We start from the raw sequence: 14,659 nt of genomic DNA on the forward strand, positions 1-14,659 counted from the left end.
ATGGTTCGCGATGGGGACTTGATGAGCACGGTTCACGGAATGACTATCCGATTGCTCGGGCCCGTTTGGCTCGGCACTGATCAAATTGAGAAACCCTTGCCGCCTAAAGTTCGTAAGGTACTGGCGGTGTTGGCGTTGCGAGCAGGATCGGTGGTCGCCAGCGACACCCTGATCGCCGAGTTGTGGGCCGACAGCCCGCCACGCAGTGCCATGGCGACCATGCAGACGTACATCTATCAACTGCGCACAGCGATTCGCGACCTGCACCCGGGCGACGTGGTAGTGACTGCGTCACCCGGCTATGTACTCCGCGACGAATCGATCAATATCGATCTAGCGCAGTTCCGCGCGCTCGCCGAACAGGCAAAGGCCGACTATGCCGAGTCCCCGGAACTGACTATCTCGATCGCACATCGCGCTCTGGAACTCGTTGAGGGCGAACCACTGCTGAACGTGCAGCTGGGCCAAGTCCTCAACGGAAGCGCTATCCGGCTACGAGAAGAGATCACGGCGCTGCGGCAGTTGGTGATTGAGGCCCAGGTAAAACTGTGTCGCTACCACGAGGCAGCACTCGAACTCCAGGAGTTATGTCTCCGGCACCCGTTCCGCGAACAGTATCACTACCAGCTAATGGAGGTACTGTCGCGGATCGGCCGCCGGGCTGAGGCTCTGGAAATATTCGCTGAGCTCAGCAGGAGACTCCGCAGCGAGCTAGGGATCGACCCGCCGCAGTCATTCCAGCGCCTGCATATGGAGATTCTCAACGGAATCGAATCCGAATCACGTGGGATCTGCTCTCAACACTGCGATTGCTTTTCAACGCCGATCGATTACTCCCCCGGCAATCCATCAGATCTCCGATCTCGTGGCCTCTCCATCGACAACAGAGCAGCCCCGCCGCAGTTGTCGTGAGCGCACCCCGAGCCGTGGGCACCGGCTTCAATAACCCGAATCGCCCCCCGCAGTCCCCAATCTCACAACCGTCGCCACCTCCTGCCGCTTCGGACACAGAGCCCATGCAGGCTATGGCGAGGCAAGCCAACCGAACGCGCAGACAAAGTCCGCACACTGCTGAAACCCGCGCGGTGGCGCACCCCCGCGAACAAGGCACACGGTCTGATTTGCAACTGGGTTGCGGGCGACGGCACCTTGCTTCGCACGCGATATGCGTTACCCTCGCCGCAAACCAACAGGCAACACACAGCCGGAATCGCGGCCATGATTTACTTAGGTAAGGCTTGGTTGCGCTTGTCGTCAAGGCGTCGCCGGCTCAAGGTTCCTCAAGCTGTCGCGAGATGATCGAGGTGGACCTGCCAGATCCATCGGGATCGACGCAGGGCGCAGCGCGGTGACCTGTAGTTGCACATGCCCGAGCGGACAAAGTACTGCCCGCCGGGAAACGCAGGCAAAGGGGATGTGAGATTTTTAGGGTGCTGGCGCGGGTTTGGATTCCGGTGGTCATCGTGGTGGTGCTCGTGGTCGGCGGGTTCACCGTCTATCGGATTCGGGGCTTCTTCGGCTCGGAAAAACGCGAGCTGTATTCAGACAGCAAACTTAGCGATAGCAAGCCATTCGATCCCAAACAGCTGACCTATGAGATTTTCGGTCCTCCTGGAACTATCGCGGACATCAGCTATTTCGACGTCAATTCCGAGCCGCAACAGGTAGATGACGCACCATTACCCTGGTCATTGCACATTACGACAACCTTGCCTGCAGTTATGGGCAATATCGTGGCCCAAGGGAATAGCGACAGCATTGGCTGCCGGATCATTGTCGACGGCAAGGTCAAAGCCGAGAGGGTCTCTCACCACGTCAACGCCTACACGTTCTGCTTGGTGAAGTCCGCGTGAACGCGAGCAGATTCACCGGCGATACCCACGCTGAACGTTCCCCGCTCGCCAGACTGATTCACCGGTTTTCGGTGCCCATCATCCTGTTCTGGCTGGCGGTTGTCGCTGCCCTCAGCATCTTCCTCCCCTCGCTGGAACAAATCGGGCGAGAGCGTTCGGTATCGCTGAGCCCGCAGAGCGCGCCGTCATTTGACGCAATGAAGCACATCGGCCATGCCTTCGATGAAGGGAATTCCGACAGTGCCGCGATGATCGTCTTGGAGGGTAATCAACCCCTCGGTGACGACGCCCACGAGTATTACAACGTTTTGATTCACAAGCTGAAGACCGATGTCGAACACGTGCAGAGCATCCAGGACTTCTGGGGGGATCCACTCACGGCAGCGGGTTCGCAAAGCAGCGACGGCAAGGCCGCAACCGTTCAGCTAAACCTCGCGGGCAACCAAGGCGAACCATTGGCAAACGAGTCCGTTGAGTCCGTTCGCAAGATCATCGCCGAGACACCCGCGCCGCCCGGCGTCAAAGCCTATGTCACCGGGCCCGCGGCCCTGGTTAGCGACATGAACCACAGCGGCGACAAATCGATGATCCGAATCACCGTGACCACAGTCGCGGTGATTCTAATCATGCTGCTTCTGGTGTACCGGTCCCCCATCACCGTCTTTCTGCTGCTGCTCACGGTGGGAATCGAATTGAGTGCGGCCCGCGGAGCCGTCGCGTTGCTCGGGCAAACCGCGCATGTTGGGCTATCCACATTTGCGGTTAACCTGATCACCTCGCTGGTGATCGCGGCCGGTACCGACTACGGCATATTCATCATTGGTAGATACCAAGAAGCCCGCCAGGCCGGCGAGGCCAGAGAAGCGGCCTACTACACCATGTATCGCGGGGTCGCCCACGTCATTTTGGGATCTGGGCTCACGATCGCTGGGGCGACGTTGTGCCTCAGCTTCGCTCGAATGCCTTACTTTCGAACCCTGGGCGTTCCCTGCGCGGTGGGGATGCTCACCGCAGTCGCGGTCGCGCTCACGCTGGGGCCGGCAGTCCTGACCGTCGGCAGCCGCTTCGGCCTATTCGACCCCAAGCGAATGCTGAAGGTTCGCGGCTGGCGGAGAGTGGGTACGGCAGTGGTCCGCTGGCCCGTTCCCATCCTTGCCGCCACAGTCTCCGTCGCACTCGTCGGGCTACTCGCCCTGCCCGGGTATAAGACCAGCTACAACGACCAGGAGTACCTACCCAGATTCATCCCGGCAAATCAGGGTTATGAAGCCGCGGGTCGCCATTTTTCTCAGGCCCGGATGAAGCCAGAGATTTTGATGATCGAATCAGATCACGATATGCGCAATCCAGCCGACTTCCTGATCCTGGACAGACTGGCCAAGGGAATCTTCCGCGTTCCGGGCATCTCTCGCGTGCAGGCAATAACCAGGCCCGAGGGCACGACGATGGACCACACCTCGATACCGTTTCAGATCAGCATGCAAAACGCCGGCCAGCTTCAGACCATGAAGTTCCAACGTGACCGGATGGACGACCTGTTGAAGCAGGCCAATGAAATGACTAAGACGATCGCGCTTATGGAGAGAATGCGCGACTTGATGACGAAAATGGCCGATAATACTCACCGAATGGTCGGCGACACTGAGCAGGTGCAAGAAATTACCGATGGTTTACGCGACCGCATCGCGAATTTTGATGACTTTTGGAGACCGATCCGGAATTATTTCTACTGGGAAAGACATTGCTATGATATACCGGTTTGCTGGTCTTTGAGATCGGTATTCGACGCCCTCGACGGGCTGGATCAGGTCAGCGAGAAACTACATATCTTGTTGGATGATCTGAAGAACTTCGATCAACTCGTGCCGCAGATGGTCGCCCAACTCCCGCCGATGATCGAAACCATGGCAAGTATGCGGACCATGATGCTGACAATGCACAGCACCATGAGCGGGATCTTCGATCAAATGGATGAGATAAGCGGCAACGCGACTGCGATGGGCAAAGCCTTCGACGCCGCGAAGAATGACGATTCTTTCTACCTACCACCGGAAGTTTTCAAGAATGCCGACTTCAAGCGCGCCATGAAGATGTTCCTGTCCGCGGACGGCCACGCGGCTCGCTTCATAATCTTGCATCGAGGAGACCCTTCATCCCCCGCTGGGATTGCCAGTATCGACAAGATACATACTGCTGCTGAGGAGTCGCTCAAAGGAACCCCCTTGGAGGACGCAAAAATCTACCTGGCCGGGACGGGGGCCGTTTTCAAAGACATCTCCGAGGGAGCCAAATGGGACTTATTTATCGCGGGCATATCTTCACTCTGCCTCATCTTCATTATCATGCTCATCATCACTCGCGCCTTTGTTGCGGCGGCCGTTATTGTGGGAACCGTGGCCGTTTCTTTGGGGGCTTCCTTCGGGCTTTCAGTGTTACTCTGGCAGCATATTCTTAAGTTCGAATTGCATTGGCTTGTACTCGCGATGTCCGTTATCGTTCTGCTCGCGGTGGGCTCCGACTACAACCTGCTCCTGGTATCCCGGTTCAAACAGGAAATTGGTGCCGGGTTAAAGACTGGCATCATCCGCGCGATGGGCGGCACTGGAAAAGTAGTCACGAACGCAGGCCTAGTGTTCGCGTTCACTATGGGGTCCATGGTCGTCAGCGATCTGAAGGTGATCGGCCAGGTAGGCACCACCATCGCGCTTGGCCTTTTATTCGACACATTGATCGTGCGCTCGTTCATGGTTCCGTCCATCGCTGCGCTGCTGGGACGCTGGTTCTGGTGGCCGATGCGAGTCCGTACCCGGCCAGCCCCGCTCCCAACAAGACCGGTCGAAACCCGGCCACTGGATCGGTCCTTCGCCTGAACCGACCGCATTAGGCGGCGCCCCGGCACCGAGGATCCGTTGGGCAACCCCACGACACCGCACCCGCATCGCGTGACTCGCGCCTATCGCTGCCTGCCGCCATGACCACCATGCGGTGGCCCTCGCGAGCACAATAGGCCCGCATCGCCCATCCGCACTGGCGCCAGCTACGAATAGTTGGTGTGGAACACGAATTTCCTTCGAGACGCTCAGTAGCGGTCATTGGCAGCGGCGTCGCCGGCCTCACCGCCGCCTACGCCTTATCCGGGCGCGATCGGGTCACCCTCTACGAGGCAGACGATCGGCTCGGCGGACATGCGCACACCCATTTTCTAGACAACGGTGACGGCAGCATGGTCGGTGTCGACTCAGCCTTCCTTGTGCACAACGACCGCACCTATCCAACACTGTGCCGATTGTTCAACGAACTCGGTGTAGCCACCCAGGAGTCGGATATGTCGATGTCGGTGCGAGCTGACGACATCGGACTCGAGTACGCCGGTGCCCTGGGAATCCGGGGACTATTCGCGTGCCGGCAGTCGCTGCGCCCCCGATATCTACTGATGCTCGCCGAGATCGTACGCTTCCACCGCGCTGCTTCTCGAATGCTTCGCGACGGATCCGACCGCGACCAGCAGACGCTGCAGACTTTCCTGAGCCGACACCGCTTCTCATCGTTCTTCATCGACTACTTCATCACGCCGTTGGTCGCGGCAGTCTGGTCCTGCGCAGGTGAGGATGCGTTGCGCTATCCGGCCAGATACCTGTTCGTCTTCCTCAGCCATCACGGCATGCTGACGGTCTTCGGTTCACCCACATGGCGAACGGTATCGGGAGGTTCGGCCAATTACGTAACGGCGATCGCCTCCCAGCTCCCTGAGGTATTGATTCACACACCGGTGCGTTCACTGCGGCGACTGCCAGGCGGGGTTCTCGTGCGAGCCGGCGCCAACGCACCGCGACTCTTCGATGCCGCCGTTGTCGCGGTCCACCCTGACCAGGCCCTGCTGTTGCTCGACGATCCGACACCACGCGAACAAGCGGTGCTGGGAGCGATTCCATACACGACTAACCTCGCTCAGCTGCACACCGATGAGTCGGTAATGCCCCGCCACCAAGCCGCCCGTGCATCCTGGAACTACCTAGTAACTCCGGACAACGAAAACGTCGTGGTCAGCTACGATATCAGCAGGCTCATGCGGATTCACGGCAACCAACGGTTTTTGGTCACCTTAGGCGGCCGCGACCGGGTTGATCCCCAATCAGTTCTAGCCAACATGACCTACAGCCACCCGCTTTACACGCCGGAATCGGTGGCAGCCCAAAGTTTGTTGCCGAGCCTGGATGACGATCGAGTGGTCTTCGCCGGCGCCTACCACGGCTGGGGGTTCCACGAGGACGGCGCCGCCTCGGGACTGCGTGCAGCTCGCCAACTCGGCGCCGACTGGCCGTCGGCAACCCGACGCGAGGCGGTGGCGAAGTGCTGACGCCGGCGATCTACCGCACCACGATTACCCACTCGCGACAAACCCCGGTACGGAACTCGTTCGAATACCGCAGCTACAGCTGGTATGTCGACGTCGACGAGCTGCCCCGGCTGCCCTGGTGGCTGCGGCCGTTCGCGCGGTTCAACGCCGACGACCACTTCGCTGATCCGCCGCAAGGCTCGCTGCGCGACCGGGTCGATGCTTTCTTCGCCGATCGCGAGATGACCGCGCCCGACGGCCGCATAACCGCTTTGTTGCAGGCCAGGGTGCTCGGATACGTCTTCAACCCATTGAGCGTCTTCTGGTGCCACGACCGCGACGGACAGGTTCGTCACGTCATCGCTGAGGTACACAACACCTACGGCGAGCGCCACGCTTACTTGCTGCCACCAGCTGACCTACCGGTAGCGGCGACCAAGAAATTTTACGTCTCACCGTTCTTTCACGTGGACGGCTATTACCTGGTCCAAGCACCGCAACCCGGCCAAGAGATCGACGTCACGGTGGCGCTGCACCATGACCGCCGGCCCGCGTTTGTCGCCAATTTGCGCGGCGAACGGCGTGCCGCGACGCCCAGACAAGTCGCGATCATGCAAATCATTTCACCGCTGGCGCCTTTGGTGGTGTCCGCACGAATCCGAATACAGGGGATAAAGTTGTGGCTACGACGAGTTCCGGTGGTGCCCCGATGAGCATCGAGGCTATCCAAAAGAGCGCGCCAGCAATCGATTCCGGTCACTGGCCGGCAGTGGCGACCGTACCGCCTGGGCCGCTGGCCGTGGCATCCGGATTTATCGCCGACCGGCTGCTGCGTCGCGCGGTCGCTCGCCTGCCATTGCGACTGATCTACCCGGACGGCGCAGAGATCAGCGCCACCGCATCGATCCCGGCAGCCGCTCAACCGACCCTCATGGTCCACCAGCCAGACGCACTCGCCCGACGGATCGGGCGCTACGGCCTGATCGGCTTCGGCGAGTCGTACATGGCCGGTGAATGGTCCTCGACAGACCTCACACAGGTCTTGACGGTACTCGCGGAATCGGTAGCTGACCTGGTTCCGCGTTGGCTGCACTGGCTCCGACCGATCGCGCCGGCCTTTCAACCAAGTTGGCGAGACCCAAGCCGCGAACAAGCGCGGCGCAACATCGCCGAACACTACGACTTGTCTAACAACCTGTTCGCCGAGTTCCTGGATGAGACGATGACATACTCGTCCGCGCTGTTCACCGACCTTCCGGCATCGTGGCCCGATCTGGCCGCAGCGCAACAACGCAAAATCGATCGGCTACTTGATATGGCCGGAGTTCAACATGGCAGCAGGGTCCTTGAGGTAGGCACCGGGTGGGGTGAGCTGTGTATCCGGGCAGCCGCACGAGGAGCACACGTGCGCTCGGTAACGTTGTCAGTCGAACAACAGCGGCTTGCGCAGCAACGAGTGGCCGCCGCCGGCCTGTCCCACCTGGTGCAGATCGATCTATGTGACTACCGCGATGTCACCGGATGCTATGACTCAGTGATCTCGGTCGAGATGATCGAAGCAGTGGGATATCGCTTGTGGCCGCAGTATTTCGGCATGATCGAGCGCCTGGTGCGTCCCGGCGGCCGCGCCGCGATCCAGGCCATCACCATGCCGCATGACCGTATGCTCGCCACGCGCAACACCCGAACCTGGATACAGAAGTACATCTTCCCAGGCGGACTTCTGCCTTCCACTAGCGCTATCGAACGAATCACTCAGCGCGACACCGACTTGCGCACGGTCGACATGACCTCGCTACGACCGCACTACGCCGAAACCTTGAGGCTGTGGCGTGAACGGTTCATGGGTCGACGAGACACGTTGGCAGGTTTGGGATTCGACGATGTATTCGCCAGGATGTGGGAGCTCTACCTGGCCTATTCGGAGGCCGGATTCCGGTCGGGCTATCTGGATGTATACCAGTGGACGTTCGAGCGGAAGGTAGTCCGGTGAACGGTGTCGGCATCGTGGCGGTAATGAGTTTTTCCGCGTTGGCGGTGGCCGTCGTGCATTCGGCCACGTTCGTGATCGGCCGACGGCTCGGCCGCTACAACGTCGTCGACGTTGCTTGGGGCTTGGGTTTTGTGGCCGTGGCCATCGTCTCGGCGCTGCTCGGCAGCGGCGACCCAACCCGCCGCTGGCTGTTGCTGGCGCTGGTCTCGATTTGGGGCTTGCGGCTCAGTTGGCATCTTTTCCGCAAGACGGCCGGCAAGGGGGAAGACCCCCGCTACGCCGACCTGCTGCGCGGCGCCACAGTGATCCAGGTGCTGGGAAAAGTGTTCCTCCTGCAGGCGTCGCTGACACTGTTCATTTCCTTCCCGCTACAGTTGTCCGCGAACAGCGGGCCGACACCAACACCGCTGCTGGCAGTTGCGATCGCGGGTTTGGCACTGTTTTTTGTCGGTGTCACCTTCGAAGCGACCGGCGACCGCCAGCTGCGAGTATTCAAGTCCGACCCCGCTAATCGCGGAGTCATCATGGACCGCGGCCTGTGGGCCTGGACGCGCCACCCCAACTATTTCGGCGACGCGTGCGTCTGGTGGGGTTTGTGGCTGATCACAGTCAACGGCTGGTTGTCGCTGGCCACGGTTGGCTCGCCGCTTCTGATGACCTACCTGCTGGTACGGGTGAGCGGCGCCCGGCGAACTGAGAGATATATGAAAGACCGTCCGGGTTTCGCGGCCTACCAGGACCGGACAGCATACTTTTTTCCCCGGCCACCGCGATTGGTGCAGCGCTGATGAACGGCGTGTCGGCTTCGTTGCCCACTGACGATAAGCTACCCATCGATGACCAAAACGTCGCAGCTGAGCAAAGACCTGGACGCACTGCTGCGCCGGGTCGCGCTTCGCGACAACGCCGCGTTCGCCGCCTTCTACGACCACACCAAGACTCGAGTGTATGGACTGGTGACCAGGGTGTTGCGTGATACCGGCTACAGCGAAGAAACCACTCAGGAGATCTATCTCGAAGTGTGGCGCAGCGCGCCGGAATTTGATTCCACCAAGGGCTCGGCCCTGGCCTGGCTGCTAACCATGGCACACCGGCGCGCTGTCGACAGGGTGCGTAGCGAGCAAGCCGGTAGCCAGCGCGAATCGCGCTACGGTGCCGCCAGCGTGGATCCGGCCGGTGACGTCGTCGCCGACTCGGCGATTGCCGGTGACGAGCGGCGCCGGGTGGCCGAATGCCTGGGTGCGTTGACCGACGCGCAGCGGCAATGCATCAGCTTGGCCTACTACGACGGGCTCACATATGCCGAAGTGTCACATCGGCTGGCCGCTAATTTGTCAACCATCAAATCACGCATGCGCGACGCGCTCCGCGGCCTGCGGAACTGCCTGGACGTGTCATGACCGAGCCAACCGACTTCGAATTGCTCGAGCTGGCGATCCCGTATGCCCTTCACGCGGTCTCGGACTCGGATCTGGCCGATATCGACAGACGGATTGAAGCTGCGCCCTCGGCGATCGCGACCGCCTTCAACGACGAGGTCCGCGCCGTTCGCCAGACGATGGCCGTGGTATCGGCGGCTACCGCGGTCGAACCGCCGGCGCAACTGCGCGCGACTTTGCTGGCTGCGGTGAAGCCAACCGTCGGAGAACAGTCACGCTGGCGAAGAACAGTGTTTGCCTCCGCAGCGGCTATCGCTGTGGGTCTGGTCGCGTTCGGCATCGGAGTGCTGACCCGCGCGACGCCAACACCGACAGTCGCCGAGCAAGTCCTGGCGGCTCCAGACGTTCAGACCGTCTCCGGCCCGCTCGGCACCGGAACCGCCACAGTGATGTTCTCCCGCGACCGCAATGCGGGTGTGCTGGTGATGAACGATGTGCCGCCCCCGTCTCCGGGCACGGTCTACCAGATGTGGCTGTTGGGCGGTCGAGGACCGACATCCGCCGGGACGATGGGGCCCGACGCAGTGTCCCCTTCCACCAAAGCGACGCTCGACGACCTTTCGAACTCGACGGCACTCGCGTTCACCGTGGAACCAGGTACCGGATCGCAACGGCCCACCGGCTCGGTGCTGGCCGAGTTACCGCTGCGCTGATCACGACCTCGTACGGTAAATTCGCCACAGCAGTAGGCGGGACAACGAAAGCCGGGTAGCCAGGCATGCGATTCATCCGAAACGTGTTGCAGGCATCGCTTCCACTAGCCGCGTTGTGTTTACTAACCGGCTGCAACACGGTAGTGGCGGGCACCGCGGTCCGCGCTCCGATGACCTCCGATCCGACGAGCGGTCATTGTCAGGAAGTTCCAGCACCGCTGATGTCGATCGAACAGCAGCGCACCAGTGAACCGAAGTTGCGGATCCCGCAGCCTCCCGGATGGCAGCGTCTGCGGCTGTTGGATTCCCAGCTCCTTCGCTATAGCAGCAGGAACGATGATCTCGCGGCGCGGGGCTTCGCGCCCACCGCCGTCGTGACTCTCGAATCGACACCGGGCACGACGACTGACCCGCAACAGCTCTTTGACCGAGAGAAAGCCGGATTGTCTAGGTTCGGGGCCACCAATCTCACCACCTCCAAGACCACGCTGTGTGGCTATCCCGCCGAGATCGTCAAATACACCGGCCCGCCGATGGGCAATATTCCAGCACGCAACGTGACCACGCTGGAGGTAGTGGCCGGCTTCGACGACACCACCTATGTGGCGACTCTGACCATCCAGTCCAGCGATCCGGACAATCCCACCTACGCACAGGATGCCAAGACCATCCTGACTGGGTTTCAAATACTGGCGCCCGACGCAGCGTAGCCATCAGGCTGTAATTTTCGGGAGGCAGCCGCAAATGCCGAAGCAATGTCGGCGACACACTCTAACCACTGTTCCGCAGGCCACCCAGCATCGCGACGAGCGCCCCACATACCACCAGCGCCGCACCTGCAGCCAGCGTCAGGCTGAACCATAGATGCACGCGGCCAACGGCATGGGTCACCAGTACTTCAGCGATCCGGCGGATGTCGCCGGTAGTCCGGTTCAAAGCATCGTCGATATAGCGGCTGCCAACTTCTACACCAGCCCACCCCGCCGCACCGACAAGTAGTGTGGACACACCAAGACTGCTCAATGCCCTGCCACGGCCACGCGCGGCCACCAGCGTGAGCATTCCGCAGCCGCCGCTCAAAACGATCACTCCGATCGTGAGCCAAGGACCCCAAACAGCGATACGGCTGAGTTCTCCCCGCTGCAGCGGCTGTGACGCCGACACACTTAGTGGCACCGTTAGCTTCGCGGGTGCTTCAACGTCGTACCTGCTTAAGATCTCTCGAAACGAGCTTTCTTTGAGCATTGGAGCGATGTCGACCACCCACTGATCACCGTCCTGACCACGGGGATCGGTGAACAACCATCGGTGCGCTGCCCGACTCGCCTGCGCGAACAGCGGCGGAAACGACCGGCCAGCGGTGAACGCAACCGCCGCATCGTGCACCGTCGAGCTGTCCACCGGGTAACGCTGCACGCCTTGATCGGCGATGAGCGCCATCGCCCAGGTGGTGAGCTCAGCGGCCACGGCCGACTGCAGCGCCGGATCGACCGCCGCTTCGCGCGCCATAGCAGCACAACCGTCCTCGTTGACGACATTCTGCTGCACCCATGCCACGGGCACCGCCACCGCCAGCCCCAGCGTGGTGGCGAGCCAGAACACTAACGCCGCAGCGAATCGCACGCCCTACAACCTCACCGAGTCGACGTCTATTACGCGATTCCTCGCAGGTAGGCCGCTTGACCGAGATGTTGGGCGCAGTCGTCGAAAATGCTGACCAATCGAGCGCTGGCGGTCACCGGCGGATCCCAGTTGGCATCCACGACACGCGACAACTCAACTGAGGTCAGGCCGGCGATGTAGGCACAAGTGAGATGATGAACCGCGTAATAGTAGGCCGACAGCAACTCGACAGGGGCCCGCACCTTGGCCACGTCTTGTTCGGTGTGGCCGTAGCCGGTGTCGTCGCGCGGCAAGTCCAGCCCGAACCTGTCCACCCAGCCGTCGCGGGTCCACACCTGTTCGACGCCAGCTATGTGAGCAACCTGAATGTCTTGTACCCGGGCACTGTGCCAGAGTAACCAGGCGATACTGTTTGCACCGGGAGTCGGCCGGTAGCAGGCGATCTCGTCGGTCAAACCGTCAGTCACTTCGTCGACGTGTTCGATCAGCCGGGTGAACGCATCGCGCAGCAACTCGTGGACAACGGCAACATCGGCGCCGTCAATGTTGGCCATACCCGCGACAGTACGGGAGCGCTACCGCTAAAACCCTAGGCACCGTGAAAGACCGCTTCGACATTGTTGCCATCCGGGTCTCGCACGAATGCGGCGAAGTAGCCAGGATGGTATTCGGGCCAACTCCGTGGCGCGTGTAGCGACTGCGCACCGAGCCCTACCGCCGCGTCGTGAAAAGCATGCACCACGTCTTCGGCGACGGCCGTGAACGCCACGTGAACTTCCCGATCGACACCCACGCCGGCGCCGTCGGAGAGCCAAAAAGCGGGCTTGCCGTCCCGTCCGTAGCCGACGGTATGGCCGAAATCCAGCTGCCGCGAGTAGCCCAGGACACCAAGCACCGTGTCATAGAACTCCCGCGATTTCGGATAGTCGGCGCAGCTAATACCCAAATGATCGATCACGCGACCATCGTGGCATGACCCACCGACACAGTCGTAGATTATCTAGATGACCTATGACCTTCTTATCCGCAATGGCACCATCGTGGACGGGCTGGGAGGTGAGCCATACGTCGGCGATGTTGCGGTGAAAGACGGCATCATTGCAGCGGTGGCCGCCGCCGGTAGCCGCAACGGCGAAGACCACCGCGCCAGTAAGGAAATCGAAGCGACCGGGCTCCTGGTCACCCCCGGCTTCATCGACCTACACACGCATTACGACGGCCAAGCAATCTGGTCGGACCGGTTAACGCCGTCTTCGGCCCATGGTGTCACCACAGTGGTGATGGGCAACTGCGGAGTTGGCTTCGCCCCCTGCCGTAAGGAAGACCACGACGTGCTCGTCGACGTTATGGCCGGAGTGGAGGATATTCCCGGCGTCGTCATGACCGACGGGTTGCCGTGGACCTGGGAAACGTTCCCCGAATACATGGATGCTCTGGCGGCGCGAAAACTTGATATCGATGTCGCCGCTTATCTTCCGCATTCCCCGCTGAGGGTCTATGTGATGGGCCAACGCGGCGCCGACCGTGAACCCGCTACCCCCGAGGACCTCGCGGCGATGCGGGCCCTAGCCAAAGAGGCGATGGAGATCGGAGCAATGGGCTTCGCGTCGTCACGGCTGACAATTCATAAAACCGAGAGTGGTTCGCCCATCCCTAGTTACGACGCCGCCCGCGAGGAGATCGAGGAGATCGCCAAAGGTGTCGTCGACGGCGGCGGCGGCCTGCTGCAATTCGTGCCGGACATGCCGGCCGGCGGCTACCAACCGGTGTTGCAGACGGTGTTCGACGTCGCTGAGAAAGTCGGGCTGCCAGTCACGTTTACGCTGGTCGTTGCCAATACCGGCGACCCGACCTGGCCCGACGCCATCACGATGGTCGAGGAGGCCAACAAGAGAGCGGGTTCCGAATCAGCCTTCACCGCGCAACTGCTTCCGCGTCCGATCGGACTGATCATCGGGTTGGAGTTGAGCGCCAACCCGTTCGTTCTCTACCCCAGCTACCGCGAGATTGCCCACTTGCCGCTGAAGCAACGGGTCGCTGAAATGCGCAAGCCCGAAGTCCGTGCTCGCATCCTGGCCGACCAACCTGGTGAAGGTCATCCAATCCTTTACGTTGCCCAAGCCTGGGATTGGATCTTCCCGCTGGATGACCCGCCGAACTATGAACCCGATCCGGCCACGAGCATCGCGGCGCGAGCGCGGGCTCGGGGCGTGAGCCCCATGGAGGAGGCCTACGACCGGCTGCTCGACGACGACGGCCGCGCCACGCTGCTGGTCGCAACCAGCAACCTGGAGAACAACTCGCTGGACACCGTTGGTGAGCTGCTGCATCGGGAGGACGTGGTGCTGGGGCTGGGCGATGGCGGCGCCCACTACGGAATGATCTGCGACGCCAGCTACACCACGTTCTTACTGGCCCACTGGGCGCGTGACCGTACGTCCGGGCAGTTCTCGGTGCCCGAGGCCGTTCGCGAGCTGACATCGGTACCGGCCCGCGTAGCCGGGTTGGCTGACCGCGGTCGCATCGCCGTCGGATACAAGGCAGACCTCAACGTTATCGACCACGCCGCACTTCGGCTGAACAAGCCAATGATTAGCTACGACCTGCCCGCCGGAGGGCGTCGCCTCGACCAGACCGCACAGGGCTACGTTGCGACCGTGGTGTCGGGCCAGGTGATCGCCGAGAACGGCGCACCCACGTCCGCCCGTCCGGGCAGGCTGGTCCGCGGCCAGCAGCTCGCGCCAACCTCCCGGTGAGGTAGT

At 61.4% G+C, this 14,659-nt stretch carries 14 protein-coding genes; 11 read left to right on the forward strand and 3 right to left on the reverse strand.

What is annotated here, in order from left to right; translation table 11 throughout:
* Positions 1-39: 39 nt before the first annotated feature.
* The 10 genes from ACO07W_RS08675 (at position 40) to ACO07W_RS08720 (ending at position 10,984) form a co-directional block, all read left to right on the forward strand.
* A complete protein-coding gene (locus ACO07W_RS08675) occupies positions 40-912 on the forward strand; it encodes an AfsR/SARP family transcriptional regulator (RefSeq protein WP_421842402.1) in 873 nt (290 codons plus the stop codon).
* 518 nt (positions 913-1,430) lie between these two features.
* Positions 1,431-1,853 (forward strand): MmpS family protein, encoded by a 423-nt coding sequence (locus tag ACO07W_RS08680; RefSeq protein WP_421842404.1) that lies wholly within the window; start codon positions 1,431-1,433, stop codon positions 1,851-1,853.
* Entirely contained in the window at positions 1,850-4,723 is a 2,874-nt protein-coding gene (locus ACO07W_RS08685) for an RND family transporter (RefSeq protein WP_421842406.1), read from the forward strand. The genes ACO07W_RS08680 and ACO07W_RS08685 overlap by 4 nt, the downstream gene beginning before the upstream one ends.
* Before the next feature lie 182 nt (positions 4,724-4,905).
* Positions 4,906-6,210: an NAD(P)/FAD-dependent oxidoreductase gene (locus ACO07W_RS08690; protein WP_421842408.1), complete on the forward strand. Its 1,305-nt coding sequence runs from the start codon at positions 4,906-4,908 to the stop codon at positions 6,208-6,210.
* On the forward strand, positions 6,204-6,902 hold the full coding sequence (locus ACO07W_RS08695) for a DUF1365 domain-containing protein (protein WP_421842410.1): 699 nt from the start codon (positions 6,204-6,206) through the stop codon (positions 6,900-6,902). The genes ACO07W_RS08690 and ACO07W_RS08695 overlap by 7 nt, the downstream gene beginning before the upstream one ends.
* The gene (locus ACO07W_RS08700; RefSeq protein ID WP_421842412.1) at positions 6,899-8,182 is read left to right on the forward strand and encodes a class I SAM-dependent methyltransferase; all 1,284 of its coding nucleotides are present in this window, start codon (positions 6,899-6,901) and stop codon (positions 8,180-8,182) included. The genes ACO07W_RS08695 and ACO07W_RS08700 overlap by 4 nt, the downstream gene beginning before the upstream one ends.
* Positions 8,183-8,205: 23 nt before the next feature.
* Positions 8,206-8,970 carry a DUF1295 domain-containing protein gene (locus tag ACO07W_RS08705; RefSeq protein WP_421845887.1) on the forward strand — a complete coding sequence of 255 codons (765 nt, stop codon included), beginning with the start codon at positions 8,206-8,208 and terminating at the stop codon, positions 8,968-8,970.
* 48 nt (positions 8,971-9,018) lie between these two features.
* A complete protein-coding gene (locus ACO07W_RS08710; RefSeq protein ID WP_421842414.1) occupies positions 9,019-9,582 on the forward strand; it encodes a sigma-70 family RNA polymerase sigma factor in 564 nt (187 codons plus the stop codon).
* Positions 9,579-10,274 (forward strand): anti-sigma factor, encoded by a 696-nt coding sequence (locus ACO07W_RS08715; RefSeq protein WP_421842416.1) that lies wholly within the window; start codon positions 9,579-9,581, stop codon positions 10,272-10,274. The genes ACO07W_RS08710 and ACO07W_RS08715 overlap by 4 nt, the downstream gene beginning before the upstream one ends.
* Positions 10,275-10,339: 65 nt before the next feature.
* Entirely contained in the window at positions 10,340-10,984 is a 645-nt protein-coding gene (locus tag ACO07W_RS08720) for an LpqN/LpqT family lipoprotein (protein WP_421842418.1), read from the forward strand.
* 61 nt (positions 10,985-11,045) lie between these two features.
* On the opposite strand, the gene ACO07W_RS08725 is transcribed toward ACO07W_RS08720, so the two are convergent.
* The 3 genes from ACO07W_RS08725 to ACO07W_RS08735 are packed head-to-tail and all read right to left on the reverse strand — an operon-like array spanning position 11,046 to position 12,855.
* Positions 11,046-11,897: a hypothetical protein gene (locus ACO07W_RS08725; RefSeq protein ID WP_421842420.1), complete on the reverse strand. Its 852-nt coding sequence runs from the start codon at positions 11,895-11,897 to the stop codon at positions 11,046-11,048.
* 29 nt (positions 11,898-11,926) lie between these two features.
* On the reverse strand, positions 11,927-12,451 hold the full coding sequence (locus ACO07W_RS08730; RefSeq protein ID WP_421842422.1) for a mycothiol transferase: 525 nt from the start codon (positions 12,449-12,451) through the stop codon (positions 11,927-11,929).
* Positions 12,452-12,486: 35 nt separating this feature from the next.
* Entirely contained in the window at positions 12,487-12,855 is a 369-nt protein-coding gene (locus ACO07W_RS08735) for a VOC family protein (RefSeq protein WP_421842424.1), read from the reverse strand.
* Positions 12,856-12,901: 46 nt separating this feature from the next.
* On the opposite strand from ACO07W_RS08735, the gene ACO07W_RS08740 reads away from it, so the two are divergent.
* Positions 12,902-14,653, forward strand: a complete 1,752-nt coding sequence (locus ACO07W_RS08740; RefSeq protein ID WP_421842426.1) for an N-acyl-D-amino-acid deacylase family protein — start codon at positions 12,902-12,904, stop codon at positions 14,651-14,653.
* Positions 14,654-14,659: the final 6 nt, after the last annotated feature.

It is taken from the genome of Mycobacterium sp. (assembly GCF_965230835.1).
Lineage (GTDB): Bacteria > Actinomycetota > Actinomycetes > Mycobacteriales > Mycobacteriaceae > Mycobacterium.